Source organism: Nocardia sp. NBC_01327, from assembly GCF_035958815.1.
Classification (GTDB): domain Bacteria; phylum Actinomycetota; class Actinomycetes; order Mycobacteriales; family Mycobacteriaceae; genus Nocardia.
Window position 1 is genome coordinate 6,914,583 of record NZ_CP108383.1, and the last position, 23,985, is coordinate 6,938,567.

The 23,985-nt window shown below is 65.5% G+C and carries 26 protein-coding genes and 1 tRNA gene; 9 read left to right on the top strand and 18 right to left on the bottom strand.

Annotated features, from left to right (window positions below; genetic code table 11):
* Nucleotides 1-78 precede the first annotated feature (78 nt).
* From OG326_RS31925 to OG326_RS31945, 5 genes are all read right to left on the bottom strand, one after another.
* Nucleotides 79-1,050, bottom strand: coding sequence for an ABC transporter ATP-binding protein (locus OG326_RS31925; protein ID WP_327140841.1), 972 nt, complete (start codon nucleotides 1,048-1,050; stop codon nucleotides 79-81).
* Nucleotides 1,047-2,273, bottom strand: a complete 1,227-nt coding sequence (locus OG326_RS31930) for a branched-chain amino acid ABC transporter permease (protein ID WP_327140842.1) — start codon at nucleotides 2,271-2,273, stop codon at nucleotides 1,047-1,049. Before OG326_RS31930 ends, OG326_RS31925 begins: the two co-directional genes overlap by 4 nt.
* Nucleotides 2,270-3,310: a branched-chain amino acid ABC transporter permease gene (locus tag OG326_RS31935; RefSeq protein ID WP_327140843.1), complete on the bottom strand. Its 1,041-nt coding sequence runs from the start codon at nucleotides 3,308-3,310 to the stop codon at nucleotides 2,270-2,272. Before OG326_RS31935 ends, OG326_RS31930 begins: the two co-directional genes overlap by 4 nt.
* A 74-nt stretch (nucleotides 3,311-3,384) precedes the next feature.
* Nucleotides 3,385-4,626: a branched-chain amino acid ABC transporter substrate-binding protein gene (locus tag OG326_RS31940; RefSeq protein WP_327140844.1), complete on the bottom strand. Its 1,242-nt coding sequence runs from the start codon at nucleotides 4,624-4,626 to the stop codon at nucleotides 3,385-3,387.
* 227 nt (nucleotides 4,627-4,853) lie between these two features.
* Nucleotides 4,854-5,477 carry an ANTAR domain-containing response regulator gene (locus OG326_RS31945; protein WP_297618871.1) on the bottom strand — a complete coding sequence of 208 codons (624 nt, stop codon included), beginning with the start codon at nucleotides 5,475-5,477 and terminating at the stop codon, nucleotides 4,854-4,856.
* A gap of 232 nt (nucleotides 5,478-5,709) precedes the next feature.
* On the opposite strand from OG326_RS31945, the gene OG326_RS31950 reads away from it, so the two are divergent.
* Both OG326_RS31950 and OG326_RS31955 read left to right on the top strand, forming a co-directional pair.
* Nucleotides 5,710-5,796, top strand: a tRNA-Leu gene (locus OG326_RS31950).
* Nucleotides 5,797-5,910: 114 nt separating this feature from the next.
* Nucleotides 5,911-6,849: a TRADD-N-associated membrane domain-containing protein gene (locus OG326_RS31955; protein ID WP_327140845.1), complete on the top strand. Its 939-nt coding sequence runs from the start codon at nucleotides 5,911-5,913 to the stop codon at nucleotides 6,847-6,849.
* A gap of 170 nt (nucleotides 6,850-7,019) precedes the next feature.
* Here the strand turns inward: OG326_RS31955 and OG326_RS31960 are convergent, their stop codons facing one another.
* Nucleotides 7,020-7,553 carry a hypothetical protein gene (locus tag OG326_RS31960; RefSeq protein WP_327140846.1) on the bottom strand — a complete coding sequence of 178 codons (534 nt, stop codon included), beginning with the start codon at nucleotides 7,551-7,553 and terminating at the stop codon, nucleotides 7,020-7,022.
* 80 nt (nucleotides 7,554-7,633) lie between these two features.
* Nucleotides 7,634-8,221, bottom strand: a complete 588-nt coding sequence (locus tag OG326_RS31965; protein ID WP_327140847.1) for a hypothetical protein — start codon at nucleotides 8,219-8,221, stop codon at nucleotides 7,634-7,636.
* A 153-nt stretch (nucleotides 8,222-8,374) separates the two neighbouring features.
* On the opposite strand from OG326_RS31965, the gene OG326_RS31970 reads away from it, so the two are divergent.
* The 3 genes from OG326_RS31970 (at nucleotide 8,375) to OG326_RS31980 (ending at nucleotide 10,224) form a co-directional block, all read left to right on the top strand.
* Nucleotides 8,375-8,926: a monooxygenase family protein gene (locus OG326_RS31970; RefSeq protein ID WP_327140848.1), complete on the top strand. Its 552-nt coding sequence runs from the start codon at nucleotides 8,375-8,377 to the stop codon at nucleotides 8,924-8,926.
* A 51-nt stretch (nucleotides 8,927-8,977) separates the two neighbouring features.
* A complete protein-coding gene (locus OG326_RS31975; protein WP_327140849.1) occupies nucleotides 8,978-9,652 on the top strand; it encodes an arsenate reductase/protein-tyrosine-phosphatase family protein in 675 nt (224 codons plus the stop codon).
* A gap of 170 nt (nucleotides 9,653-9,822) precedes the next feature.
* On the top strand, nucleotides 9,823-10,224 hold the full coding sequence (locus tag OG326_RS31980; protein WP_297618885.1) for a hypothetical protein: 402 nt from the start codon (nucleotides 9,823-9,825) through the stop codon (nucleotides 10,222-10,224).
* Nucleotides 10,225-10,297: 73 nt separating this feature from the next.
* Here OG326_RS31980 and OG326_RS31985 read toward each other — a convergent pair whose 3' ends face one another.
* The 11 genes from OG326_RS31985 to OG326_RS32035 all read right to left on the bottom strand — a co-directional run bounded on the left by OG326_RS31985 (nucleotide 10,298) and on the right by OG326_RS32035 (nucleotide 21,518).
* Entirely contained in the window at nucleotides 10,298-11,215 is a 918-nt protein-coding gene (locus OG326_RS31985) for an acyl-CoA thioesterase (protein WP_442790850.1), read from the bottom strand.
* Complete coding sequence (gene pyk, locus OG326_RS31990; protein ID WP_327140850.1) at nucleotides 11,216-12,637, bottom strand: pyruvate kinase; 1,422 nt, start codon at nucleotides 12,635-12,637, stop codon at nucleotides 11,216-11,218.
* Between the two features lie 79 nt (nucleotides 12,638-12,716).
* Nucleotides 12,717-13,385: an amino acid ABC transporter permease gene (locus OG326_RS31995; RefSeq protein ID WP_297618891.1), complete on the bottom strand. Its 669-nt coding sequence runs from the start codon at nucleotides 13,383-13,385 to the stop codon at nucleotides 12,717-12,719.
* A gap of 32 nt (nucleotides 13,386-13,417) precedes the next feature.
* Nucleotides 13,418-14,176, bottom strand: a complete 759-nt coding sequence (locus OG326_RS32000; RefSeq protein ID WP_327140851.1) for an amino acid ABC transporter substrate-binding protein — start codon at nucleotides 14,174-14,176, stop codon at nucleotides 13,418-13,420.
* A gap of 111 nt (nucleotides 14,177-14,287) precedes the next feature.
* Nucleotides 14,288-14,815, bottom strand: a complete 528-nt coding sequence (locus tag OG326_RS32005) for a TM2 domain-containing protein (RefSeq protein WP_327140852.1) — start codon at nucleotides 14,813-14,815, stop codon at nucleotides 14,288-14,290.
* Nucleotides 14,816-14,889: 74 nt separating this feature from the next.
* Nucleotides 14,890-16,080, bottom strand: coding sequence for a prolipoprotein diacylglyceryl transferase (gene lgt / locus OG326_RS32010; protein WP_327140853.1), 1,191 nt, complete (start codon nucleotides 16,078-16,080; stop codon nucleotides 14,890-14,892).
* 60 nt (nucleotides 16,081-16,140) lie between these two features.
* On the bottom strand, nucleotides 16,141-16,941 hold the full coding sequence (trpA, locus tag OG326_RS32015) for a tryptophan synthase subunit alpha (protein ID WP_327140854.1): 801 nt from the start codon (nucleotides 16,939-16,941) through the stop codon (nucleotides 16,141-16,143).
* Nucleotides 16,938-18,221 carry a tryptophan synthase subunit beta gene (gene trpB / locus OG326_RS32020; RefSeq protein WP_327140855.1) on the bottom strand — a complete coding sequence of 428 codons (1,284 nt, stop codon included), beginning with the start codon at nucleotides 18,219-18,221 and terminating at the stop codon, nucleotides 16,938-16,940. The genes trpA and trpB overlap by 4 nt, the downstream gene beginning before the upstream one ends.
* Before the next feature lie 8 nt (nucleotides 18,222-18,229).
* Nucleotides 18,230-19,048, bottom strand: a complete 819-nt coding sequence (trpC, locus tag OG326_RS32025; protein WP_327140856.1) for an indole-3-glycerol phosphate synthase TrpC — start codon at nucleotides 19,046-19,048, stop codon at nucleotides 18,230-18,232.
* Between the two features lie 149 nt (nucleotides 19,049-19,197).
* Nucleotides 19,198-19,977, bottom strand: coding sequence for a TIGR02234 family membrane protein (locus OG326_RS32030; protein ID WP_327140857.1), 780 nt, complete (start codon nucleotides 19,975-19,977; stop codon nucleotides 19,198-19,200).
* Nucleotides 19,974-21,518, bottom strand: coding sequence for an anthranilate synthase component I (locus OG326_RS32035; RefSeq protein WP_327140858.1), 1,545 nt, complete (start codon nucleotides 21,516-21,518; stop codon nucleotides 19,974-19,976). Before OG326_RS32035 ends, OG326_RS32030 begins: the two co-directional genes overlap by 4 nt.
* Before the next feature lie 298 nt (nucleotides 21,519-21,816).
* Here OG326_RS32035 and OG326_RS32040 point away from each other — a divergent pair, with 298 nt between their 5' ends.
* The 4 genes from OG326_RS32040 to OG326_RS32055 all read left to right on the top strand — a co-directional run bounded on the left by OG326_RS32040 (nucleotide 21,817) and on the right by OG326_RS32055 (nucleotide 23,970).
* Nucleotides 21,817-22,068: a hypothetical protein gene (locus tag OG326_RS32040; protein ID WP_327140859.1), complete on the top strand. Its 252-nt coding sequence runs from the start codon at nucleotides 21,817-21,819 to the stop codon at nucleotides 22,066-22,068.
* Between the two features lie 107 nt (nucleotides 22,069-22,175).
* Entirely contained in the window at nucleotides 22,176-22,634 is a 459-nt protein-coding gene (locus tag OG326_RS32045) for a peroxiredoxin (protein WP_327140860.1), read from the top strand.
* Nucleotides 22,635-22,706: 72 nt separating this feature from the next.
* Nucleotides 22,707-23,318: a permease gene (locus OG326_RS32050; protein WP_327140861.1), complete on the top strand. Its 612-nt coding sequence runs from the start codon at nucleotides 22,707-22,709 to the stop codon at nucleotides 23,316-23,318.
* Nucleotides 23,319-23,502: 184 nt separating this feature from the next.
* Complete coding sequence (locus OG326_RS32055) at nucleotides 23,503-23,970, top strand: MarR family winged helix-turn-helix transcriptional regulator (RefSeq protein ID WP_327146640.1); 468 nt, start codon at nucleotides 23,503-23,505, stop codon at nucleotides 23,968-23,970.
* Nucleotides 23,971-23,985: the final 15 nt, after the last annotated feature.

The following is a 23,985-nucleotide window of genomic DNA, read 5'->3' on the forward strand; positions in this document are numbered from 1 at the left end:
CGACCTGCAGCAGCGCATTGGGGTCGGCGGGCGGCAGGGCCGCTTTCGCGTACGGCGTTTTGGCGGGGTTCGGCGATGTCACAGGGCTTCACCCATCTCTTCGTCGGGCACGCCCAGATAGGCGGCGATCACCTTGGGATCCTCCCGGATCTCGGCCGGCAACCCATCAGCGATCTTGCGGCCGAATTCGAGCACCACCACCCGATCGGTGACGCCCATGACCAGGCGCATGTCGTGTTCGATCAGCAGCACCGTGAAACCGTCGTCGCGGATCTTGCGGATCAGATCCATGAGCGCGGACTTCTCGCGCGGATTGAATCCGGCCGCGGGCTCGTCCAGGCACAGCAGTTTCGGTTCGGTGGCGAGGGCGCGCGCGATCTCCAGGCGACGCTGATCACCGTAGGAGAGATTGCGCGCCTTCTCCACGGCATGCGGGGCGATGCCGACGAATTCCAGTAGCGCCATACCTCTTTCGACCGCGTCGTGTTCCTCGCGGCGATGGCGCGCCGTCCGGAAGACCGCACCCGGCACCGAGGTCTTGTGCCGTGCGTCGGTGCCCACGACCACATTCTCCAGAGCCGTCATCTCCGAGAAGAGCCGGATGTTCTGGAAGGTGCGCGCGATGCCCAGGCGGGTGATCTCATTGCGCTTGGTCTTGGTGAGCGGTTTGCCGTCGAAGTACACCGTGCCGCCGGACGGGCGGTACACGCCGGTGATGGCATTGAAGCAGGTGGTCTTGCCCGCACCGTTCGGCCCGATGAGCCCGAGGATCTCCCCGCGGCGAATATCGAAGGTGACATTCTCCAGCGCGGTGAGGCCGCCGAACTTCACGGTGAGCCCGTCGGTGCGCAGCAGCGGCTCGCCGATCTGGGTCTCGATCTCACGGTGCGGCGCAACAACTTCCGCGACCGCCTCGGGATCCTTGTATACGGGCAGTACCGCGGTCACATCCAGTGTCCCCGCGCTCGGTTCGAAGTCCGGAGACTGCGCGTAGCCCGCCGCGACATCCTCGTTGTCGAACATCGCGTCGCCCGGACCCGGCCCGGTCATCGGTTCGCTCCTGACGTAGCTTCGGCCGTCTCACCGGGACGCCGCACGGCACGCGTGATCTGCCTGCCGTAGGCGAGCAGCTTCTGCCGCACGGGGAACAGCCCCTGCGGCCGGAAAATCATCACGACCACCAGCGTGACACCGTAGAAGAGGTACTTGTAGTCACCGAGCGACTGCCCGCCGATATTCACCGACATGAACCGGTTCGGCAGATAGACGATCAGGAACGCGCCGACGATCACGCCCAGCTTGTTGCCCTGGCCGCCGATCACCACCGCGCACAGGAACAGCATCGAGTTGATGATGTTGAACCCGGTCGGATTGATGAACTGCACCTGCCCGGCGTACAGCGCGCCCGACATACCGCCGATGCCCGCGCCGATCATGAACGCCCACAGTTTGAACTTGAAGGTGGGCACGCCCATCATCTCGGCGGCGTCCTCGTCCTCGCGAATGGCCACCCAGGAGCGGCCCACGCGGCTGCGCTCCAGATTGCCGACGAACAGCAGGATGAGGACCACGAACAGCATGCCCAGCCAGAACCACCAGGCGCCGGAGTTGGCCCGGTCCAGCGGATTCCAGCTGTGCGGCTGCCCCAGATTGCCGGAGGAGAAGTAGCCCTCCGGATGGGAGTCGGAGACCCCGACCCGGGGGTACGCGATCCGGGACAGGCCGAGGCTGCCATTGGTGATGTCGCCCAGATTGTCGGCGAGCAGTCGCACGATCTCGCCGAAGCCGAGGGTCACGATGGCGAGGTAGTCACCGCGCAGCCGCAGGGTCGGCGTGCCCAGAATCAGCCCGGAGACCGCGGTGACGGCAATGGCCAGCGGTACACACACGATCCAGGCCCAGCCCGGTTTCAACCAGCCGTCCGTTTGATTCCACGGACTGTTCGGACTGGTGAGCAGGCCGACGGTGTACGCGCCGACCGCGTAGAAGCCGACGTAGCCGAGGTCGAGCAGACCCGCCTGGCCGACAACGACATTCAGGCCGACGGCAATGAGCGCCGTCATGGCGAACTGCGCCATCACCCCGGAGAAACTGGTGCCCGGAGTATCGAGCAGCGGCACCTTGAACAGCGGCAGCAGGGCGAGCACGGCGATCGCGGGCACACCCACGCTCCACTGCGCCGGGCGCGACAATCCGTTCCACCACGTGCGGATCGCATCGCCGACACCCCTTCCGGCAGAAGGTTTTTCATTCGGTAGTACGGCGTGTGTCATACTCGCGCCCTTCCCAGGCTCTCACCGAGAATGCCGGTCGGACGGAACATGAGCACGGCCACCAGCACCACGAAGGCGACCACGTCACGCCACTGGGTGCCGAACAGAATCTGCCCGTAGTTCTCGGCCAGGCCGAGCAGCAGACCGCCCAGCAGCGCACCGCGCAGATTGCCGATGCCACCGAGCACCGCGGCGCTGAATGCCTTGATGCCCAGGATGAATCCGCCGGAGTAGATGATGCCGTTCGGAATCTTCAGCGTGTACAGCAGCGCGGCGGCGCCGGCAAGCAGTCCGCCGAGCAGGAAGGTCAGCATGATGATCCGCTCCCGCGAGACGCCCATCAGGGTCGCGGTATCGGGATCCTGCGCCACGGCACGGATGCCACGGCCGAATTTGGTTCTGTTGATGAGGATTTCGGTGGTGGCGGCCAGGATCACCGCGGCCACGATGATCACCAGGGTCACATTGGTGACGGACGCGCCGAAGATCTTGAACTGCTCGGTGGGCTGCACCAGCATGATCGGCTGCTGTGCGTTGGTGCCGCCGATGTTCTTGTTGGTGAGCTTGGGCAGGACGTAGTGCACGGTCTCCTGCAGCACGAACGACATGCCGATCGCGGTGATCAGGAAGATCAGCGGTTTGGCGCCGCGCTTACGCAGCGGGCGATAGGCGACGCGTTCCAGGCCGACCGCGGTCAGGCCGGACACCAGCATGCCGATGACCATGGCCACCAACAGATATACGACGGTGAGAACGACGCCTTCGGAATAGACATTGCCGCTGGGGCTGAATCCGACCACCATCAGGCCGACATACTGACCGAACATGCCCACCATGAATATTTCCGAATGGGCGAAATTGATCAGCCGGAGCACACCGTAAACGAGGGTGTAACCGACCGCCACCAAGGCGTAGATCGAACCATATGCCAAGCCGTCCACGGTAAGTCGCCAGAACTGGTCGACCACGCCCGAGACGTTGAATTCGATGGACCCGTTGGCAAGCAGAGCCGCATCGGCCAATAGGGATGAAGACATTCAATACTCTCGCCGTAGAGGAAGCGGCGTGCGCCGGGATCGCCGGCACACGCCGCTCCAGAATCGGGGGGTGGCTACTTGACCTGGTACATCCAGATCAGCGCGTTGGACAATTCGCCCTGCGCATTCCACTTGTATTCACGGGCCAGACCCTGGCCGTCGTAGTTCTTCACATAATCGACCAGGTCGGGGCGGGTCACCTTACCGGCGGCAATGCCCTTCAGGACGATGGTGGTGAGGTCGTAGCCCTCGGTCGAGTAGGTGCCGGCGTCATAACCGCTGGAGGCCTTGTAATCGGTGGCGAACTTGTCCGGAGCCGGACCACACGGGCACGAGAGCAGCGCGTCCTTCGAGGAGTTGCCGGCCTGCTTCACGAACTCGACGTCCTTGGTGCCGTCATCGGAGATGAAGGTGGACGTCACACCGCCCGAACGCAACTGCTGCACGAACGGCGAGGCTTCGGCGTAGTAACCCGCGTAGAAGATGCCGTCCGGCTTGGCGGAGGCCATCTTGGAGACGACTGCGGAGAAGTCCTTGTCACCAGCCTTGACCTGGGCGGCGCAGCTGGAATCGGCGATCGGGCCGAGGCCGGCGGTGAGCGTCTTGGCCAGGCCGGTGCCGTAGTCCGAATCGTCCTGCACGACGCAGATCTTCTTGTACTTGCCGGTGCCCGCCAGATACGCGGCGACCGACGGACCTTGCACACCATCGTTGCCGAGGCCGCGGAAGAAGGTCTTCCAGCCGTTGGTGGTGAGGGAGACATTGGTGGCGGACGGCGTCAGCGACAGCAGCCCGGCATCGCTGATGATCTGACCGGTGGCCTTGGTCTCGCCCGAGAAGGTCGGGCCGATCAGGGCATTGATGGACGGATCGCTGATGATCGTCGGAATGACCTGGGTGGCCTTCTGCGGATCACCCTCGGTGTCGAACTTCTTGACCGACACCTGGCAGTTCGGATTGGCCTTGTTGTGCTGGTCCAGCGCCAGTTGTACGCCGCGCACGATATTGAGGCCGAGGTTGGCGTTCGGCCCGGTCAGCGGGCCCGCCATGGCGATCGTCTGCGGCGCGCACTTGTCATTGCCGTCGCTGGCCGGATTCGCCGCCGCGGAGTTGTCGGAAGCCGGCACTTCCTTACCGTTGGCGTCGATCTGGACCAGGGGCTGGATCGTCAGATTGCTCGCACCGGCGGCACCGGTGCTGGAATTGTCGGTGGACTTGCTACTACAGCCGGCAGCGCTGAGCGCGAGTACTGCTGCAGCTCCGACGACCACCACCCGGGCCATGCGGCTGTGCCGCAGCGCCGACGTGCGCGTCATTGAACCAAGCACGATTCACCTCTATGTTCTCTACTCCCCGGCTCGCCGAGGAGGGCCGCCCCATCGATCGGCCCGGACAGAACATATCCCCGCTACGTTAGGTCCGCATCACAAACGGATCATCCATGTGACATCGCAACAAACGAAAGAGCCCCTCGTGTTGCCGGAATGTAAATCGCTTCAGCGCATTCACGGCAACAGAGGGGCAAAGTTCGAGCAAAACGGTCTTACTTGGGTGCCAAATTCTCCAGCACTACCTCGGCGACCGCCTTCATCGTGGTGCGACGGTCCATTGCCGTGCGCTGAATCCACTTGAACGCCTGCGGTTCCGAGAGGCCCTGGGTCTGCATGAGCACACCCTTGGCACGCTCCACGAGCTTGCGGGTTTCGAGCCGATCGGCGAGATTCGCGACTTCGCCTTCGAGCGCGGTGATCTCATGGAATCGGCTGACCGCCAATTCGATGGCGGGCACCAGATCCGATTTCGTGAACGGCTTCACCAGGTATGCCATCGCACCCGCGTCCCGAGCCCGCTCGACCAGGTCGCGCTGACTGAACGCGGTCAGAATCACCACCGGCGCAAGACGTTTCGACGCGATCTCACCGGCTGCGTCGATGCCGTCCCGCCGCGGCATCTTCACATCCATGATCACCAGATCAGGACGCAACTCCTCAGCGAGATCCACGGCCACCTGGCCGTCACCCGCCTCTCCCACCACCTGATAGCCCTCCTCCGAGAGCATCTCCACCAGGTCCATCCGGATGAGCGCCTCGTCCTCGGCAACCACCACCCGCTTGGGGGCCGATGCCGCGGCATCCTTCTTCGAACCGCCCCCTGCTGTCGTTCCCATAGATGAACCCCTGTCGCTCCGATACCAACACCCGATGGCACACCGGTCCGAAGCCACCCTCAACGGATCGGCACGTACCCGAGTTAACCAAAGAGTACCGTCCACCGCCCGCTACAACCCACGTACCCAGCGCAAACCGACCAGTATCACAACGATGTACTTCTCACCCCCGCCCCGCCGAGCCCCGGTTAGGCCAACCCCCCTCCCACCCGCTATGCTCTTCCAGCGGTGCGCCGAGTTGGCGGAATAGGCAGACGCGACGGTCTCAAAAACCGTTGTCCGAAAGGACGTGTGGGTTCGATTCCCACACTCGGCACCAAGGTTCACTGGCGTTTCCGGTGGGAATACGGGCGCCTTCCGCCAATTGGCAACTCACATAGCCGCTTTCGGGCTGAGCGATTGACGATTCATCGCTCGGGACGCAGGATGCATCATGAGCTTCGAGACGGTCGTCTCCGCAACTGTTTTCAGCGTGGCCGTCGTGTCGACGGCGGCCGGGCTCATCGGAGTGACCCTGTCCCGGGCAACTCGTCAGCAGGCGGCTCTCGAGCACGCCAGGCAGATGGCGCAGGTGATCGTTGACGCGGGCGAGCCTGATGCCGACTCGGTAGCGGCTCGACCGCCGTGGCTGGACGGCGATGCCGCGAGGAACTTCGCGGGGCGAGCCGGATCTGCGCGAGGCTATGACCACCAGGCTCAGGGATACGGGCCACTGCCCCAGCAGCCGGAATATGGAGCACAGCCCGAACCTTCGGTATGGGGAGAACAGCCCGGGCCTCCGGTATACGGAGAACCGCCCCAAGCCGGACAACCCAACGGGCAGAGCATTGTTCGGGATCCCGGAGGCGACGCGTTCACCTTTCCCCGGGCCCTTCGAGCGCGCAGACCGGCGGGCAGGCAACTCGATCCGAATCGGCGATCACCGTCGAACGTCGACAACCTGCAGATCCACCAGTACTTCGACCACATCGACAGTGCCAGAAGCCAAAGCGCGATCTATTTCTGGACCTACCTGCTGTCGGGGCTCCTCGGTATCTGCGTACTTCTCACCGCCGCGGCGATCGCGATCTTCGGCAGCCGCGACGTCGCGATCTTCACGACTATCTGCGGCGCGCTCCCCACCGCGATATCGGCGATGTTCTACAAGCGCGCCGACGACCTCGACAAGGTCGTACAGGACAACCTCGCACGACTGGACAAGGCCGTGGAGACCTCCAAACGAATGAAGGCGGCAAAAGACGCCGCCGCGAAAATGCCCGCAGGCCCGGAACGCGAGCGAATGCTGAGCCTGATCGCCATCCGGCAGATGTTCCCCGACGCAACCCCAGCCGACATCGCAACCCTCCTCCCGCAGATCCGTCGCGAGGTGTAACCCTCGAACGTCCCAGCGGAACGAAAAGCGCGCGGCCGCAAGGATTCGACGGCCCGGTCACCATCGCCACATCACACGAGGCCGACGCTGCGGTCCGGCTCAACTCGATAGGCGGCGTGAATTCTCTTGCGGTGCAGGATCATTCACGCGCGCTGTGGTTGGTCGCTGCCTCAGGAGTAGTCCTCGAAGGAGGGTGGGGTGTCGACTATTCCGCAGCTGCGGAGATCCGAGGCGGTGAAGGTGTCGTCGGCGCGGGCGCCCAGGAGGATGCGGAGGAGGTCTTCGAGGAGGTCTAGGTGGGCTTCCTTGGAGAGGTTCAGGAGTTTGTCGATGCGGGTGGAGGCCAGGACTACGCGTTTGCCGGGATCGCCTGCGGCTTCCAGGGAGCGCAGGAGCAGGCCCGCTTCGGGGTGGCCGGGGGTGCGGAGGGCCAGGCAGGACAGGACTGTGCTTTTGAAGTGCATGAACAGCACTGTGCCGCGCGGGATTTCGACCATGCGCTTCATGTTCAGCTCCAGGCCGAACAGCTCCTCCAGGGCGCCGAGGAGGCGTTCGCGGTGGATGCGGAGGGCGGCGTTGTAGGCGGAGTTGTCCTGGTGGTAACCGCCGATCGGGTCGGACCAATTCGCTTGCGCGAGAACGTAGGCCTCGGCGAAATCTCGCAGGCTGTATGTGCGCGGGGTGGCGGCGGTAGCGGAGCTCACGTACCGGAGGGTAGCCAGCCTACGGGCCCCGCCGCATGCCAATGGCGCGACTGTCGGCCGAACCGGGCGAACCGGAACGGTTATGCGAGGTCGTTGTCCTGCAGGAAGCGGAACCAGCCGGCCGGATCGGTCAGGTCGGCGGCGCTGACGAATTCGCCGTAGCGCGGGCCGATCATGCACTCGTCGAAGAAGGTCAGCAGATCCGGCGCGACGATGCGGGTGGTGTCCACTTCGCCGGGGCGCGAGAACTGATGGTCGGCGAACATGACCTCGCCGGTGATGAGCGAGACCAGGAATTTGTCGTCGGCGACCGATCCGACCGCGAGCCAATGCTCGTCATCGCGATGCGCCCAGCCGTGCGGATCCATGATCTCGCCCTTGTCGAAGGTCTGGAACAGGCTGATACGCCCCGACTTCGGATGTGCGGTGATCCGGTACAGCTCCACCATGGCGCGCGGCAGCGTCAGCTCGCCGAGCCCGGCCCGCGCCTCGGACGGGAGATGCCCGGAGGCGAAGTAGTACTCCATCGTCCGGTGATAACCCGCGAGCTGTTCGGCATCGTCCAGTTCGACGCCGGGCGGGAATTCGGCCCGCAGGTAGCGGCCACGCGACAGCACGGACCGCAGCCGGTCCACCTTCTCGGAAACCTCTACGAAGAGCGCACTCACCGGCACGACACTACGGACCGGCCGGCAGCCGGTGCGGAGGGCCGTCACGAGCGGTCGTATACACCGCGAAAATAGCCGTCGAACCGGATAAGCGGGATAATTCGTATAACCGCACAGGCCGAGTTCACGGCCGCGGCGATGTGGAGGTCCCGCATGCGGGTCAACAGGGTGACGGCGGATCTGTCCGAGTATCCGGATCTGGTCGTCATACTGCTCGGGATGCGGGTGCATCGACCGCGCGGAATCCTCCGGCTGATCGGGGTGGGCCCGAAGCTGTACCGCTCGCACGCGGACCGGCCCGACGGTTTGCTCTCCCACGAGGATGTGGTGTGGTCGCTGTTCCCACCGCACTGGGGCGCCCGGCAGTACTGGCGCGATCTGGAGAGCCTCGAACGCTGGACCCGCTCCGATCCGCACCGGATCTGGTGGCAGGAGTTCCTGAAGAACTCCGGCGGCACCGGTTTCTGGCACGAGGCGTATTTCGCGCGCGGCGGGATCGATTCGGTCTACGACGATATGTCTCCGGTAGCCGGACTGACCCGATTCGCACCGACGGTGCCGGCGCGCGGGCGATTGTTCTCCACGCGCCAGCGAGTGCGCGGAGCAGCGCCGGAGGTGCCCTCGGTGGTCGCGGAGGGCTCGTATTACGAACAGCAGGCGACCGACACTCAGCGGCCGGATGAACTTCCCGGTCGAACCGTGTGATAAACGCTTCCAGGCATTTTCGTAACCGAATCGTGAGCATAGGTTGAGCGAATGCATGTGCTCTTCGTGTGCAGCGGAAACGTTTGCCGTTCTGTCATTGCCGAGCGCCTGACGCTGGCGGTGGCCGCCGAACACGGGCTACAGGAGCTAACCGCCGAAAGCGCGGGCGTGCGGGCACTGGTCGGCTTCCCGGCGGAACCGCTTGCCGCGCAAACGATTGCCGGACTCGGCGGCGACGCCGGCGGTTTCAAGGCCCGCCGGCTGAAACCGGAAATGGTGCATCGCGCCGATCTGGTGCTCACCATGACCGAGAAGATTCGCGATCAGGTGCGGGAACAGACGCCCGAGGCCCTCGCGCGCACCTTCACACTGCTGGAGGCGTACCGGATCGCGAAGGTCAGCGGTGCGCGCACCGTGGTCGGACTGCACGCGGCACGCGACGATCTCGCCTATGTGGGGCGCGAGAACATCTCGGACCCGGTCGGTCTCAAGGCGCAGCAGTTCTGCGAGGTCGGCGATCGCATTGCCGAGGCGCTGGTGCCGCTGCTGCTGGCCCTGCACGCGCATCAGCATCCGGAGGCCACCATCCGGCCCCGCGCCGGCGCCACCACCACCGGCGCGACGCGCCCGGCGCTACTCGTCTTGCCCGGCGGACGCGTCGATACGGGCGAATTGCCCAAGCGGTCAGTCGAACCCGTCCACCATGCGGCGGAATCCGCCGGGTAGGAGCATATTCCGCGATCTCGGGACCCCTTACCTATTCCACTTCGGCGTAACCAGCATTACGCTGGACCCAGCGTGTCAATACACCTGTCTGCCCGCTAAGTCCGGTAAGGGATTACACTTCCGCGCGGAACACCACCGCCGGTGGTTCGACACAGGAACAGGACTCAGACATGCCGAAGCGAATTTCGGATGTTTCGCTCCATGTTTACGTGACACCGCAGACCCTCCACCGCGTCACCGAAACGGTGTGCCGCGTCGTGGATGAGTACGTGGACGATCGCGACATCTTCGCCTGGCGCTTCACCCTTCCGGTGGAGTGCGACGATCCCACCCATACGGTTCTCGAAACCCAGTGGCGCCTGGACAATCCCGACGCCGATCCGGGTGAGCGCCGTACCTACGAGATAGCACTCAGCCTGGTCGGTGATTCACGCCAGCTCACCAAGGCGGGTATCGCACGGCTGGAGCAGCGGCTCGTCCTCGGCCTGTCCGCCGATGAGCCGATCCCCTATATCGTGCACGCACTCCAGCGCGAGAACTTCGAGCTGGAAGAGAACCGCGAACTCATCTGATTCGCGCGGATCCGCACACAGGTCAGGCCGCACCCCCGTGGGTACGGCCTGATTTTCGTGTGCTCGCGCTCAGCTAGCCACGCGCCGGGAAGTGGCGAATCACGCCCTCCTGCACCGTGGTCGCGAGCAGTTCGCCGCCGCGCGCGTAGAAGTGCCCGCGGGCCAGGCCGCGCGATCCGGCGGCCACCGGCGATTCGGTGGCGTACAGCGCCCAGTCGTCGAACCGGAACGGCCGATGGAACCAGATGGAGTGATTGACCGTAGCCGCGATGATGCGGTCCAGCCCCCAGGACAACCCGTGCGTGGTGATGATCGAATCGAGCACCGTGGTGTCCGACGAGTACGCCAGCGCCGCAACGTGGATCAGCGGATCGTCGGGCAGCCGCCCGTCGGCGCGCATCCACACCCGATTGTGATTGAGCTTCTCCCCCGTGCCCTTGAGGATCCAGGCCGGATCGTTCGTGTACCGCATATCGATGGGATGCGGTGCCTTCACGAACATTTCGAGCTTGTCCTCCAGCCCGGCGAAGGACTCCTCCACGCGCGGAAGGGTTTCCGGATCGGCGACATCGGGCAGCGGGGTGCCGTGCTCGAGCCCCTTGCCCGAGTCCTGGAAGGCCGCCAGCATGACGAACAGTTCCTGTTCGTCCTGCACGGCCGTCACCGTGCGATTGGCGAACGAGCGCCCGTCGCGGTGCCGGTCGACGTGGTATTCGATCGGCTTCTTGGGGTCGCCGCCGCGCACGAAGTGCGCATTGACGGCATGCACCGGGCGCCCGGGTCCGACCGTGCGCCCGGCGGCGATGATCGCCTGCGAAACCAGCTGACCGCCGAACGTCCGGCTCCACACCTTCGCGGGGTGCTGACCGAGGAAGATGTCCGGCCCGTGCTCCTCGAGATCGAGCAGTTCGAGCAGTACTTGCAGATCAGCCGACGGGCCGGCGACGGAGTCGCCCGGGCCCGAAACAGCTTCGCCTAGCGATGCACTCACCTAGTGGTCCTCCTCGCCGATACGGTGGACGTGAATCATATTGGTGGAGCCCACGGTACCCGGCGGGGACCCGGCCACGATGACGACCAGATCGCCCTTCTTGTAGCGGCCGATCGACAGCAGGGCGGAATCGACCTGGTGGATCATCTCGTCGGTGGTACCCACCGGCGGCACGATGAAGGTTTCGGTACCCCAGGTCAGGGCCAGCTGATTGCGGATCACCGGGTTCGGGGTGAAGGCCAGCAGCGGCAGCGGGGTGTGCAGGCGGGCCAGGCGGCGCACGGTATCGCCGGACTGTGTAAAGGCCACCAGCGCTTTGGCATTGAGCCGCTCGCCGATATCGCGGGCGGCGTAGGAGATGACGCCCCGCTTGGTGCGCGGCACATGGGTCAGCGGCGGCACCCGGGTGGAGGATTCGGACTCCACCGCGTGCACGATGCGGGCCATGGTGCGCACGGTCTCGATCGGGTAGTCGCCGACCGAGGTCTCACCCGAGAGCATGACCGCGTCCGCGCCGTCGAGCACCGCATTGGCGACATCGGAGGCCTCGGCGCGGGTGGGCCGCGAGTTGGTGATCATGGACTCCAGCATCTGGGTCGCCACGATCACCGGCTTGGCGTTCTCCCGGGCCATCTGGATGGCCCGCTTCTGCACCAGCGGCACCTGCTCGAGCGGCAGCTCCACACCGAGGTCGCCACGCGCCACCATGATGGCGTCGAAGGCCAGCACGATGGCCTCCAAATTATCGATGGCCTCAGGCTTTTCGAGCTTGCCGATGATCGGCACCCGGCGGCCGACCCGATCCATGATCTCGTGGACCAGCTCCACATCGGACGGGGAGCGCACGAAGGACAGCGCGATGAAGTCGACGCCGAGGTTCAGCGCGAATTCCAGGTCCTCGATGTCCTTTTCGGACAGCGCCGGTACGGAGACGTCCATACCGGGCAGCGAGACGCCCTTGTTGTTGGAGACCGGGCCGCCCTCGGTGACCCGGCAGACCACATCGTTGCCGTCGACGCGTTCGACGGTCAGCCCGATCTTGCCGTCGTCGACGAGCAGGCGGTCACCGGCCTTGGCGTCGTTGGCGAGCTCCCGGTAGGTGGTGGAGACACGATCGTGGGTTCCCACGATGTCGTCGACGGTGATTCGAATTTCCTCACCGGTCGCCCAGACGGTCTTGTTCTCGATGAATCGGCCCAGACGAATCTTCGGTCCCTGCAGATCGGCGAGAATGCCGACCGTGCGGCCGAGTAGATCGCTTGCTTGGCGTACCTTTTTGTAATTCTCGGCGTGGTCGGAGTGTTCGCCATGGCTGAAATTCAGCCGCGCCACATCCATACCACTCTCGACGAGTTCACGAATTCGGTCCTCCGACGACACCGCCGGGCCCATTGTGCACACAATCTTCGTTCGTCGCATCACATCATCAACCCTAGACCTGCGCTCATCGTCCCGCTGAGCGGGCACGCGAAGTTTGCCGAACGTTCCAGCTAACTGCCGGTCAGCGGGCTACGTGGCGAGCCAGACGGGTCTCGAGGCGGGTTTGCCCGAAGCCCAGGAACAGGCATATTACCCAGTAGTAGAGTGCCGCAACGCCGTAGAGGGCGAAGAAGTCGAACGTGGGCGCGGCGGCCAGCTGCGCGGTGCGCAACAACTCGGTGACCAGAATCGTGGACGCCAGCGAGGTGTCCTTCACCAACGAGATCAAGGTGTTCGACAGCGGTGGCACCGCAATACGCGAGGCCTGCGGAAGGATGATCAATCGCAACGCCTGCGAATAGGTCATACCAACCGCATAGGACGCCTCCCACTGCCCGTGCGCCACCGAAAGAATGGCGGCGCGAATGATCTCCGCCGCATACCCGCCGACATTGAGGCTGAAGGCGATGACGGCCGCCGGGAACGGGTCGATCAGGATATGGAACTGCGGCAGCGCGTAGAAGATGATGAACAGCTGGACAAGCAGCGGCGTACCGCGAATGACCGAAATGTAGAAGCGGGCCGCCGCCGACAGCAGCCGCATCTTCGACATGCGTGCCAGCGCCACGAACAGCGCCAGCACCAGACCGATCACGAAGCTGACCGCGGTCAGCGGCAGCGTCTGTTTGAGCGTGGCCTCCAGCATCGGCCAGAGGTTCTGCCGGATCAGCGCCCAGGTGGCAGGATCCATCGTCGAGTCGCCCTCGAATCTCGCTGTGGCCCTTACTTACTGACGTCGGTGCCGAAGTACTTCTCGGAGATCTTGGTGAGGGTGCCGTCCGAGCGCAGCTGATCCAGCGCGGTATTGATCTGATCGATCAACTGCTGCGAATCCTTGCGCGCGGCGAAGGCCTGCTGACTGGTCTCACCGGTCTTGCCGGCCACGTGCACGCCGGTGTCGCCGGTCTTCTTGCTGTATTCGCCGACGGCCAGGGTGTCGTTGACGGTGGCATCGACGCGGCCGTTCTTGAGCAGCTGAATGGCCTGCACGAAGCCCTCCACACCCTCGACCTTGCAGCCGGCGCCGGAGGCGACCTTGCTCCAATTGCTGGTGGAGGACTGGGCGCAGGTCTTGCCGTTCAGATCCGCCAGCGCGTGAATGCCCGCGTTATCGGTCTTGGTGACGATGACGCCCTCGGAGGTGGTGTACGGCTGCGAGAGCGAATACTTCTGTGCGCGATCGGGATTGACGGTCACCTGATTGGCGACGAGATCGAAGCGCTTGGACTCGAGGCCCGCGAAGATGGCGTCCCACGGCGTCTGCACGAATTCGACCTTGCGGCCCATCTTGTCGCCGACGGCCTTGATGACCTCCACGTCGTAACCGGTGAGAGTGCCGCCGTCCTGATAGCTGAACGGCGAGTAGGTGCCCTCGGTGCCGACCTTCAACACGTTGGGGTCGTTGCTGCTACTGCTACACGCGGTGAGCCCCGCGGTGGCGGCGACAATGGCGAGCACGGCGGCGAACAGCTTACGGCGCACGGGCGACTACCTCTCCTCGAGCGTGGCGCAACCACGCGGCAGACAACCGACAAAGGGTACGCCAGAAACCGACCGGACAGCACTTCCAGTCGATTGTCGCCGCGCGAAAAGTCAGTCCTTGAGGGGGCGGCCCTGCAGGTCCGGCACCTTGCCGGTGAGGATCATGATGCCGTCGATGAGGGCCCAGATGCCGCAGCCGCCGCACGTAAGCAGCTGCAGCACACCGATGGTGGTGTAGCCGAGGTAGAAGCGGCCGATGCCGAAACCGCCGCACAGCAGCTGCAGCAGGCCCGCGGTCAGCTTGCTCTTGTCCGAGAACGGCACGCCGTAGACGTCACGGCCGTACGGCGCCTCCGCATCCGCGCCGTACGGCATGGGCTGGCCGAATCCCGGCTGCGGCTGGCCGTACGCGGGCTGCTGACCGTACGGCTGCTGGCCGTAGCCGGGCTGCTGCGGCTGCCCGTATCCCGGCTGCTGGCCGTAACCGGGCTGCTGCTGGTCGAATCCGGGCTGGCCGTATCCCGGCTGCTGCGGCTGCCCGTACTGCTGCGGCGGCTGCTGTCCGTACTGCGGGCCGGTGCCGGGCGCGCCGTACTGCGGGCCGCCCTGCTCCGGTTGCTTGTTGAATGGGTCCGTCACTCGAGTCCTCCTGAATCGCGGGCCGCACGGCCCCCATGTGCTGAACCCGCCGTGCGAATCTCGATACGCGGCGGTCAGGAGTCATTCTTGCCGGAAGAGACCGGTTTCGTCGCCTCGAATTCGACCGCCGGCTCGGAATCGCCGGATTCGGAAGTGTTATCGCCGTTCGTCTCGGATTCGTTGCCGGTCGAAGGAGATTCAGACTCGGACGAATCGGACTTTCCCAGTTCTACGGACTGGGCTTCGGTCTCGGCGTCCGTTCCGGCCTCCGCCTCGGAGGTGCGGGCCTCGGCGGCCGCCGACTCCGCCGTCGCGCCGGTGCGCTCGGCGCCGTAGGCGCGCAGTGCGCCGAACTGCCATGGCAGCGGCCGGTACACGCCCGCCTGCACCTGCTCGGGCGTCTCGCGGCCCTTGGTCGCGAAGATGAAATACGCGACGGCACAGACGAACACGATGGCCGAGGTGAAGGTGTTCACGCGCAGACCCAGAATGTGGGTGGCCTCGTCATCACGCAGCAGCTCCACGAAGAAGCGGCCGAAGCAGTAGACGGCCACATACAGCGCGAAGAGCCGCCCGTGCCCGATGCGGAATTTGCGATCGAGCAGGATCAGCGCGGCGACGCCCAGCAGATTCCACACCAGCTCGTAGAGGAAGGTCGGCTGCACGATCTTCTCGGCAGCGCCGCTGGCGATGCCGTTCATCATGTCCAGCCCGCCGTTCTTGTCGAAGCGCTGGTAGATCTCCAGACCCCACGGCACGGTGGTCTCGCGGCCGTACAGTTCCTGATTGAAGTAATTACCGAGGCGGCCGATGGCCTGCGCCAGCAGAATGCCGGGTGCGATGGCATCGCCGAAGGCGGGCAAGGGAATTCGGTAGATGCGGCAGCCGATCCAGGCCCCGATGCCGCCCAGTAGCACCGCACCCCAGATGCCCAGGCCGCCCTGCCAGATCTTGAGCGCGTCGAGCGGGTGACCGCCCTCGCCGAAGTACTTCTGGTAGTCGGTGGCCACATGGTAGAGCCGCCCGCCGATCAGGCCGAACGGCACCGCGAACATGGCGACGTCGAGCACCATGCCCGCCTGCCCGCCACGCTGCTGCCACCGCTTCTCGCCCCACCAGATGGCGGCAATGATGCCGATGATGATGCAGATGGCGTAGGCGCGCAACGGGAACGGGCCGATGTCCCATACGCCGCGAGGCGGACTGGGAATGTAGGCCAGCACGTCGGAGGCCGAAACATTGTCGGCCAGGGCTCGTATGGTCACGCGCCCACCGTAGCGGAATTACCTGAGTGCACAGTTCGCCCGGGTAGCGCGCCGCTCGAGTCAGGAAGTCACTGCCGCCGAACGCACGCCCTGCGCGAGCTCCGCGGTCAAGGTCCGCACCGCGTCCAGGCCCTGCGCGGCGGCACTCACCAGTGCCGAGCCGACAATGACACCGTCTGCGTAGGAAGCGATTTCGGCCGCCTGCGCACCGCTGCGCACACCGAGGCCGACGCCGATCGGAATATCGGAGTGCGCGCGAATGCGCGCGCACAGCGCCGGAGCCATGGAGGACACCGCATCACGCGCACCGGTGACACCCATGGTGGAGGCGGCGTACACGAACCCGCGCGAGGCCTCCAGCGTCTTCACCAGGCGCTCCTCCGTGGAGGACGGAGCCACCAGGAAGATGCGGTCCAGGTTGTAGGTGGACGAGGCGACGAACCAGTCGTCGGCCTCCTCCGGAATCAGGTTGGGCGTGATCAGGCCGAGGCCGCCCGCCGCCGCCAGATCGCGGGAGAAGGTGTCGACGCCGTACTGCAGCACCGGATTCCAGTAGGCCATGACCACGGCCTTGCCACCGGCCTTGCTGATGGCCTCCACGACCTTGAACACATCGCGCACCCGCACCCCGCCGCGCAGCGCCTGCTCGGCGGCGGCCTGGATGGTCGGGCCGTCCATCACCGGATCGGAGTAGGCGACACCGACTTCGATGACGTCGCAACCGGATTCGACCATGGCGACGCAGACGTCGATGCTGCCCTGCACATCCGGGTATCCGGCGGGCAGATAGCCGATCAGCGCGGCGCGATTGTCCTCGCGGCAGGCGGCAAAGGTATTGGCGAGACGGGACTGCTGGCTCACTGCTGCTCCTCCGGCTTGTCGAACAGCCCGAACCACTTGGCCGCGGTGTCCATATCCTTGTCACCGCGACCGGACAGATTCACCAGAATGATTGCGCCCTCGCCCAATTCCTGGCCGAGCTTCAATGCGCCCGCGACCGCGTGCGCCGATTCGATGGCCGGAATGATGCCCTCGGCGCGGGACAGCAGCAGCAGCGCGTCCATCGCCTCGGTATCGGTGATGGGACGGTACTCGGCCCGGCCGATGTCCTTGAGCAGAGCGTGCTCCGGGCCGACGCCCGGATAATCCAGACCCGCGGAGATGGAATGCGAATCGATGGTCTGACCATCCTCGTCCTGCAGCAGGTACGAGTAGGCGCCCTGGAAGGCGCCCGGACGACCACCGGCGAAAGTGGCTGCGTGGCGGCCGGTTTCGACACCGTCACCCGCGGCCTCGTAGCCGATGAGCCGCACGCCGGCATCATCGATGAAGGAGTGGAAGATGCCGATGGCATTGGAACCGCCACCGACACAGGCGACCACGGCGTCGGGAAGCCGTCCGGTGTGGGCCTGCACCTGCACCCGCGCCTCCATGCCGATAATGCGCTGGAAATCGCGCACCATCAGCGGGAAGGGGTGCGGTCCGGCCGCGGTGCCGAAGCAGTAGTAGGTCTCGTCGGCATTGGTGACCCAGTCGCGCAGCGCCTCGTTGATGGCGTCCTTGAGCGTCTGCGAACCCGTTGTCACACTGATGACTTCGGCGCCGAGCAGCCGCATGCGGGCCACGTTCAAGGCCTGCCGGGCGGTGTCGACCGCGCCCATGTAGATGACGCATTCCAGGCCGAGCAGCGCGCACGCGGTGGCGGTCGCGACGCCGTGCTGGCCCGCGCCCGTCTCCGCGATGACGCGGGTCTTGCCCATGCGCTTGGCGAGCAGCGCCTGCCCGAGCACATTGTTGATTTTGTGAGAACCGGTGTGGTTCAGGTCTTCTCGCTTGAGCAGGATGCGAGCGCCGCCCGCGTGCTTGGCGAGATTGACGCATTCGAACACCGGCGACGGGCGGCCGGTGTAATCGCGCTGCAACCGGTCCAGCTCGTGCAGGAAGTTCGGATCGACGCGCACCTTGTCGTATTCGGCGGTGACCTCTTCGATCACGGCCATGAGCGCCTCGGGCACGTGCCGGCCGCCGTAGACGCCGAAGTGGCCCCCGGCATCCGGCTCGTGCAGGCTCTTGTGCGATACGCCTTCACTGGCCTGCGGGAGGCCGGCGTTCTTGCCGAGAATGTCGTTCGTCTGTGTCATCGGCTCTCTCACCGGCCCCGGCGAACCGGCTTCGGGCAGGACGGATGGGTTCCGGCGGTCACCAGCTCAGCCACCGCGGCCCGCGGATCGCCACTGGTCACCAGGCCCTCACCGACGAGCACGGCATCCGCGCCCGCACCAGCGTAGGCCAGCAGATCGGCGGTGCCGCGAATACCGGATTCGGCAATGCGGATCACATCGCTGGGCAGACCGGGGGCGATGCGCGCGAACACATCCCGATCCACCTCGAGGGTCTTGAGGTTGCGGGCGTTCACACCGATCACGGTGGCGCCGGCCTCGAGGGCCCGGTCCGCCTCCTCCTCGGTGTGCACCTCGACGAGCGCGGTCATCCCGAGCGATTCGGTGCGGTCGATGAGCGAGGACAGCACGTCCTGCGGCAGCGCCGCCACGATCAGCAGAATGACATCCGCGCCGTGCGCGCGGGCCTCGTGGATCTGGTACGGGCCGACGATGAAGTCCTTGCGCAGAACCGGAATGTCGACCACGGCACGCACCGCGTCGAGGTCCGCGAGCGAACCGCCGAAGCGGCGCTGCTCGGTCAGCACGCTGATGATGCGCGCGCCGCCGTCCTCGTACGCGCGGGCCAGTACCGACGGGTCCGGAATGTCGGCCAGGGCGCCCTTGGAAGGACTGGAACGCTTCACTTCGGCGATCACGCCGATACCCTCTTCGTGCAGCGCCGCCTTGGCGTCACGAGGAGAGACAGCCGCGGCGGCGGCCTTCTTGACAGCCTGGAAATCCAGGAGGGCTTCCCGTGCGGCGACATCCGCACGGACCCCGTCGAGAATCGAGTCGAGTACCGTCATCTGGCTCGAATCCTTTCTGGGGAGACGGACTTGCTGCCTGAGAATCCCCCCAGGCGCTGTCTCACCGATGCTGATAAAGAGTAAATGGCTATCTTCGCGCCGCTGACGGCGGGGGCGGTACCGGGAGCGACGCTGCTCCCCCGCCCAGTTCAAGCGGGCTTGTGGCCCGCGGCGCCGCTACCTGGATCATCGTGTGCGGCAGCGGTATCGGTTACCTCGTCGGTCGGATCTGCGCCCGCGTCGAGGGCATCCCACAGCACCCGGCCCGACAGTGGTTCCTTCGGCGCATCCTGTGACCCGGATTCCGTGGCACGCTGCACTGCGTGATGTTCGGCAACCTGTTCGGCCGCCTCCGACTTACGGAAGACCGGATTGTCGTATTTGCCCGACATGCGCGCGCTCTCGGAGGGCATGCGTGTCAGCAGCACACCCGCCAGGAAGGCGGCAACCGCACCGACCATGGTCAGTACGGCGGGCAGGGTCGAAGTCTGCGCCGTACCCACATGCTCCCAGGTGCGTAATTCGGCCAAACGCCCGGCCCGCTCGGCGGTCTTGCCCTGCCCCTGCAGCAGCGCGTACGCGGGCACCGCCGCCACCGCCGCCAGCACGGCCACCACCACGCCGATGATCCGGCGCGGCCAGCCACGCGTGGCGAAGACCGCGGCAATGGTCGCGATCAGCACCAATGCCAGCGGAGTCAGGGCGCCGAACCAGGTCGCGCCGGACAGATGCACGGTCTTGGGCGGCCCGAGCTCGCTGATGACCTCCACGCTCACCCAGGTCATCCGCGATGCGACCCACAGCAGCGCGGCGGCGACGGCCAGCAGGGCCACCGCGCCAACCGGCTTGGGCTTCTTCGCTTCTGCCGGTTCGCCGGTCGGTTTCGGTTGTGCCGCCGAGGTTTCCGGGTCGGTCTCCGAATCGCTCATAGCGCGGTCCCGTTCGGGCGGTAGGCGCGCACGGTGCCCGCGGCGGCAATGGCCTTGAGCACCGCCATCGCCTTGTTGCGGGATTCGACGTCCTCGTACTCCGGATTCGAATCGGCGACCACGCCCGCGCCCGCCTGGACGTAGGCGGTGCCGTTCTTGATCAATGCCGTACGGATGCAGATGGCGGTATCGGCGTCACCGGCGAAATCGAGATAGCCGACCACGCCGCCGTAGATGCCGCGGCGGGTGGGCTCGAGCTCCTCGATGAGCTCCATGGCCCGCACCTTCGGGGCGCCGGAGAGGGTGCCCGCCGGGAAGCACGCCTGCACGGCGTCGAAGGCGACCTTGCCGGCGGCCAGCCGGCCCGAGACCGTCGAAACCAGGTGCATGACATGGCTGTAGCGCTCGATATGCCGGTATTCGGTGACGCGCACGGTGCCCGGCTCACACACCCGGCCCAGATCGTTGCGGCCGAGGTCGACGAGCATGAGGTGCTCGGCGTTCTCCTTCTCGTCGGCGAGCAGATCCTTCTCGAGGAGCAGATCGTCCTCCTCGGTGCTGCCGCGCCAGCGGGTGCCCGCGATCGGATGTGTGGTCGCCACACCGTCCTTCACCGTGACCAGCGATTCGGGGCTGGATCCGACGATGGAGAACGCGGTGCCGCCGAAACCGTCCGGAATGTGCATGAGGTACATGTACGGGCTCGGATTGGACGCGCGCAGCATGCGGTACAGATCCAGCGGCGTACCGCCGTACTCCATTTCGAAGCGCTGCGAGAGCACCACCTGGAAGGCCTCGCCGGCCTCGATCTCCTTGACCAGCCGGCGCACGCCCGCGCCGAATTCCTCGGAGGTGCGCTGGCGGCGGAAGTCCGGTTCGGGCTGTTCGAAGACCGAGACGGTGGAGTCGGCGGGTGCGGCGAGGGCCTCGGTCATGCGATCGAGGCGGGCCACCGCATCGTCGTAGGCCTCGTCCACCCGCTCGTCGGTGCCGTTCCAGTTGACGGCATTGGCAATGAGCGTGATCGCACCCTCGTGGTGATCGAAGGCGGCCAGATCGGTGGCCAGCAGCAGCACCATCTCCGGCAGTTCGAGATCGTCGGCGGCGAGGACGGGCAGCCGCTCCATGCGGCGCACCGCGTCATAGCCGAGGTAGCCGACCATGCCGCCGGTCAGCGGCGGCAGTCCGGGCAGCCGCTCGGTCTGCAGCAATTGCAGCGTTTCGCGCAGGGCGCGCAGCGGGTCGCCACCGGACGGCGCATCGGCCGGACTCTGCCCCAACCAGGCCGCTTCCCCATCCACCACGCTCAATGCAGTAGGACTGCCCGCGCCGATGAACGACCATCGCGACCACGATCGCCCGTTCTCGGCGGACTCCAGCAGGAAGGTCCCGGCCCGGTCCGCGGCCAGTTTGCGGTAGGCCGAGAGTGGAGTCTCCGAGTCCGCCAACACCTTTCGAACCACGGGGACAACCCGATGGTCGGCCGCCAGGAGCCGGAACTGTTCGCGGGAGGTGGTGGAGGTGTGAGAGGCACCGAGCATTCACCCATCATTCCAGGCCCACATCAGGGATCGTGGCCCGGCTCGGTCTGGACTGACGGAGCGGGGGAGCGCAGCGGAGGAGTGGAGGAGGGAAGGCCGAGCTTGCAGGGCCGCGACCCGCCGGAGCGCAGCGTAGGCAAATTAAACAGAGCCGGGAGGGCTGCGGTGGCGAATACACGGTGCGGTCAATCATGGAGAGGTCGCCACGCGGTATCCCAATCGAGAGGAGTTCAACAAGATGTACCCCTCGCAACCGGTCGCACCGGAGGGTCCACGGCACGCAGCTCCGCAGGTAGGCATGGGTTCGATGCCCGGTCAGCCGCCGCGGATGATGGGCATGAATCAACAGGGCGGCGGCAAGTACAGCGCTATCGCCTCGTTCGTCACGTACGTCAAGGCGCTGGAATCGCTCGATCCCCGCTCCTTCCCGGACGAGTACGCCGAGCACACCGATCGCATTCGGGAGCTCAAGCCCTTCCTGCGGGCACACGGCATCCTCGACGTCATGAACATCAAGAACCCGGAGGTCGCGGCGCTCATCGGTGCATAACCGTGAGCCGGGACCCCGCTCGTCGAGCAGCCCGCGCACGGACCGAGGCAGACCGGTCCGTCCGCGGGCTGATTCGTATCCGGCGCGGATCCCGTAATCTCCTGCGTATGAAGCCAGGCCAGCTCGCCCCGCAGTTCGAGCTTCCGGACCAGTCCGGCACTCCCCGATCCCTCGATTCGCTGCTTGCGGACGGACCGGTCGTGCTCTTCTTCTACCCCGCCGCCAATACCCCCGTATGCACCGCCGAGGCGTGCCACTTCCGGGATCTGGCAGGCGAATTCAAGGCCCTGGGCGCCTCGTGCGTGGGCATCAGCGCCGACGCCGTCGACGTGCAGTCCGGTTTCGCGGAGAAGCAGTCGCTGAACTACCCCGTGCTGTCGGATGTGGGCGCAAAGGTCGCCGCCGAGTACGGCGTGAAGCGTGGCCTGCTGGGCGCGCTGATTCCGGTCAAGCGCACCACCTTCATCATCGATCCCGACCGCACCGTCGCCAAGGTGATCAATAGCGAACTGCGGGCGAATGTCCATGCGGACGAGGCGTTGCAGTTCCTGCGCGATCGCGCGTGAATTAGGTCGGATGCCCGATTGGTCCGGAGTGGCGCGACCGACGCGCCGCCCGGTCCGGCATACGCTGGACCAATGACTACGCCCAGCCCGGATGTGCCCGAGCACAAGCGATCATCATTCGTCACGTGGCGCAATCGCATCATCGCGCTGGTCGTGGCGGCGGTAGTGCTGTGGGTGTCGTATCTGATTCTGGCGGCCTTCATTCCGCGGTGGTGGGCGCAGCGCATCGCCGAAAACGTGCACGGGAGTTTCGCCAAGGGCATCTGGTCGGGCCTGGCGATCGGCGTGGTGTGCACGGCCCTCCCGCTTTTCCTGTTTCTGCTCGCGGGAATGACCTGGCGGAAACGGGGCGGTCCGTTTATTGCGGGCGCTTCGGCCGTTTTGGCAGTTGTCACCGCCATCCCCAATTTGATGACGCTGACCATCGTGCTCGGCGACTCCAATGCCGCACATGCCGGAGAACGCATTCTCGACGTCGACGCGCCGGGTTATCGCGGCGCCGTCCTGGTGGGCGCGATTGTCGCCGCAGTATTGTTCCTGCTGGTGGCATTTCTCTTGGTGCGCAGGCGAATCCGCAAGCATCGCGCCGTGAAGCAGCGGCCGGATCAGGAAAAGCCGCGCATATCGGCGGAGAATCCCCCGAATACCCCTAATCCCGCAGCACCGGGCACCCACGAATTCTGATCCGCGACACGCGTGATGGATGTCACGTCATTCAGCAACGCCGTGACTGATGAGCGAAATCGTGGCAAACTTTGATTTGCGGGTGACTCGCTGTTGCTGCTCCACCGTCCGCCGGACCGACCAGCACACCGTGTCACTTGGCTGCTACGAGAGGGCTGGCACGGTGACGAAGTGGTTGAATCCCATGGAACAGCGAGCTTGGCGTGCCGTCATCGCTCTGACGACCCGACTCCCCGCGGCCCTGGATACCCAGCTTCAACGTGAGTCCGGGATTACCCATTTCGAATACTTCGTGATGACTCTGCTCTCCGAAGAACCAGGCCACCGGTTGCAACTGAGTGAGCTTGCGCAAAAGGCAAACGCATCGCTATCGCGCCTTTCCCATGTGATTTCCAAGCTCGAGCGATTGGGCTGGGCCGAGCGTGTCAGCATCTCCGGCCGACGCGGCGCGCAGGCCGTGCTCACCGATGTCGGCTACCGCAAGATCACCGACGCCGCGCCCGGATATCTGGAGTGCGTGCGCGGCTTGGTCTTCGACGGGCTCGACAAGGAGGAGACCAGACAGCTCTTGGAAATCAGCGAGGCCCTGGTCGCGCAATTGGACAAGAGCAGAGCGGGCGGTGCGGGCCGATCAGGGCGCGACAACCGCTAGTACGCGGTCACAACC

Coding starts and splice junctions, on each gene's coding strand:
- OG326_RS32035 (WP_327140858.1), bottom strand. CDS start 21,518: ATGCTCGGTGCCTCTCACACCTCCACCACCTCCCGCGAACAGTTCCGG.
- trpB (WP_327140855.1), bottom strand. CDS start 18,221: ATGACACAGACGAACGACATTCTCGGCAAGAACGCCGGCCTCCCGCAG.
- OG326_RS31975 (WP_327140849.1), top strand. CDS start 8,978: ATGCATGTGCTCTTCGTGTGCAGCGGAAACGTTTGCCGTTCTGTCATT.
- OG326_RS31980 (WP_297618885.1), top strand. CDS start 9,823: ATGCCGAAGCGAATTTCGGATGTTTCGCTCCATGTTTACGTGACACCG.
- OG326_RS32055 (WP_327146640.1), top strand. CDS start 23,503: ATGGAACAGCGAGCTTGGCGTGCCGTCATCGCTCTGACGACCCGACTC.
- OG326_RS32030 (WP_327140857.1), bottom strand. CDS start 19,977: ATGAGCGATTCGGAGACCGACCCGGAAACCTCGGCGGCACAACCGAAA.
- OG326_RS31935 (WP_327140843.1), bottom strand. CDS start 3,310: ATGTCTTCATCCCTATTGGCCGATGCGGCTCTGCTTGCCAACGGGTCC.
- OG326_RS31945 (WP_297618871.1), bottom strand. CDS start 5,477: ATGGGAACGACAGCAGGGGGCGGTTCGAAGAAGGATGCCGCGGCATCG.
- OG326_RS32040 (WP_327140859.1), top strand. CDS start 21,817: ATGGGTTCGATGCCCGGTCAGCCGCCGCGGATGATGGGCATGAATCAA.
- OG326_RS31925 (WP_327140841.1), bottom strand. CDS start 1,050: ATGACCGGGCCGGGTCCGGGCGACGCGATGTTCGACAACGAGGATGTC.
- OG326_RS31995 (WP_297618891.1), bottom strand. CDS start 13,385: ATGGATCCTGCCACCTGGGCGCTGATCCGGCAGAACCTCTGGCCGATG.
- OG326_RS31970 (WP_327140848.1), top strand. CDS start 8,375: ATGCGGGTCAACAGGGTGACGGCGGATCTGTCCGAGTATCCGGATCTG.
- OG326_RS32050 (WP_327140861.1), top strand. CDS start 22,707: ATGACTACGCCCAGCCCGGATGTGCCCGAGCACAAGCGATCATCATTC.
- OG326_RS31955 (WP_327140845.1), top strand. CDS start 5,911: ATGAGCTTCGAGACGGTCGTCTCCGCAACTGTTTTCAGCGTGGCCGTC.
- OG326_RS32045 (WP_327140860.1), top strand. CDS start 22,176: ATGAAGCCAGGCCAGCTCGCCCCGCAGTTCGAGCTTCCGGACCAGTCC.
- OG326_RS31930 (WP_327140842.1), bottom strand. CDS start 2,273: ATGACACACGCCGTACTACCGAATGAAAAACCTTCTGCCGGAAGGGGT.
- trpC (WP_327140856.1), bottom strand. CDS start 19,048: ATGACGGTACTCGACTCGATTCTCGACGGGGTCCGTGCGGATGTCGCC.
- OG326_RS31940 (WP_327140844.1), bottom strand. CDS start 4,626: ATGACGCGCACGTCGGCGCTGCGGCACAGCCGCATGGCCCGGGTGGTG.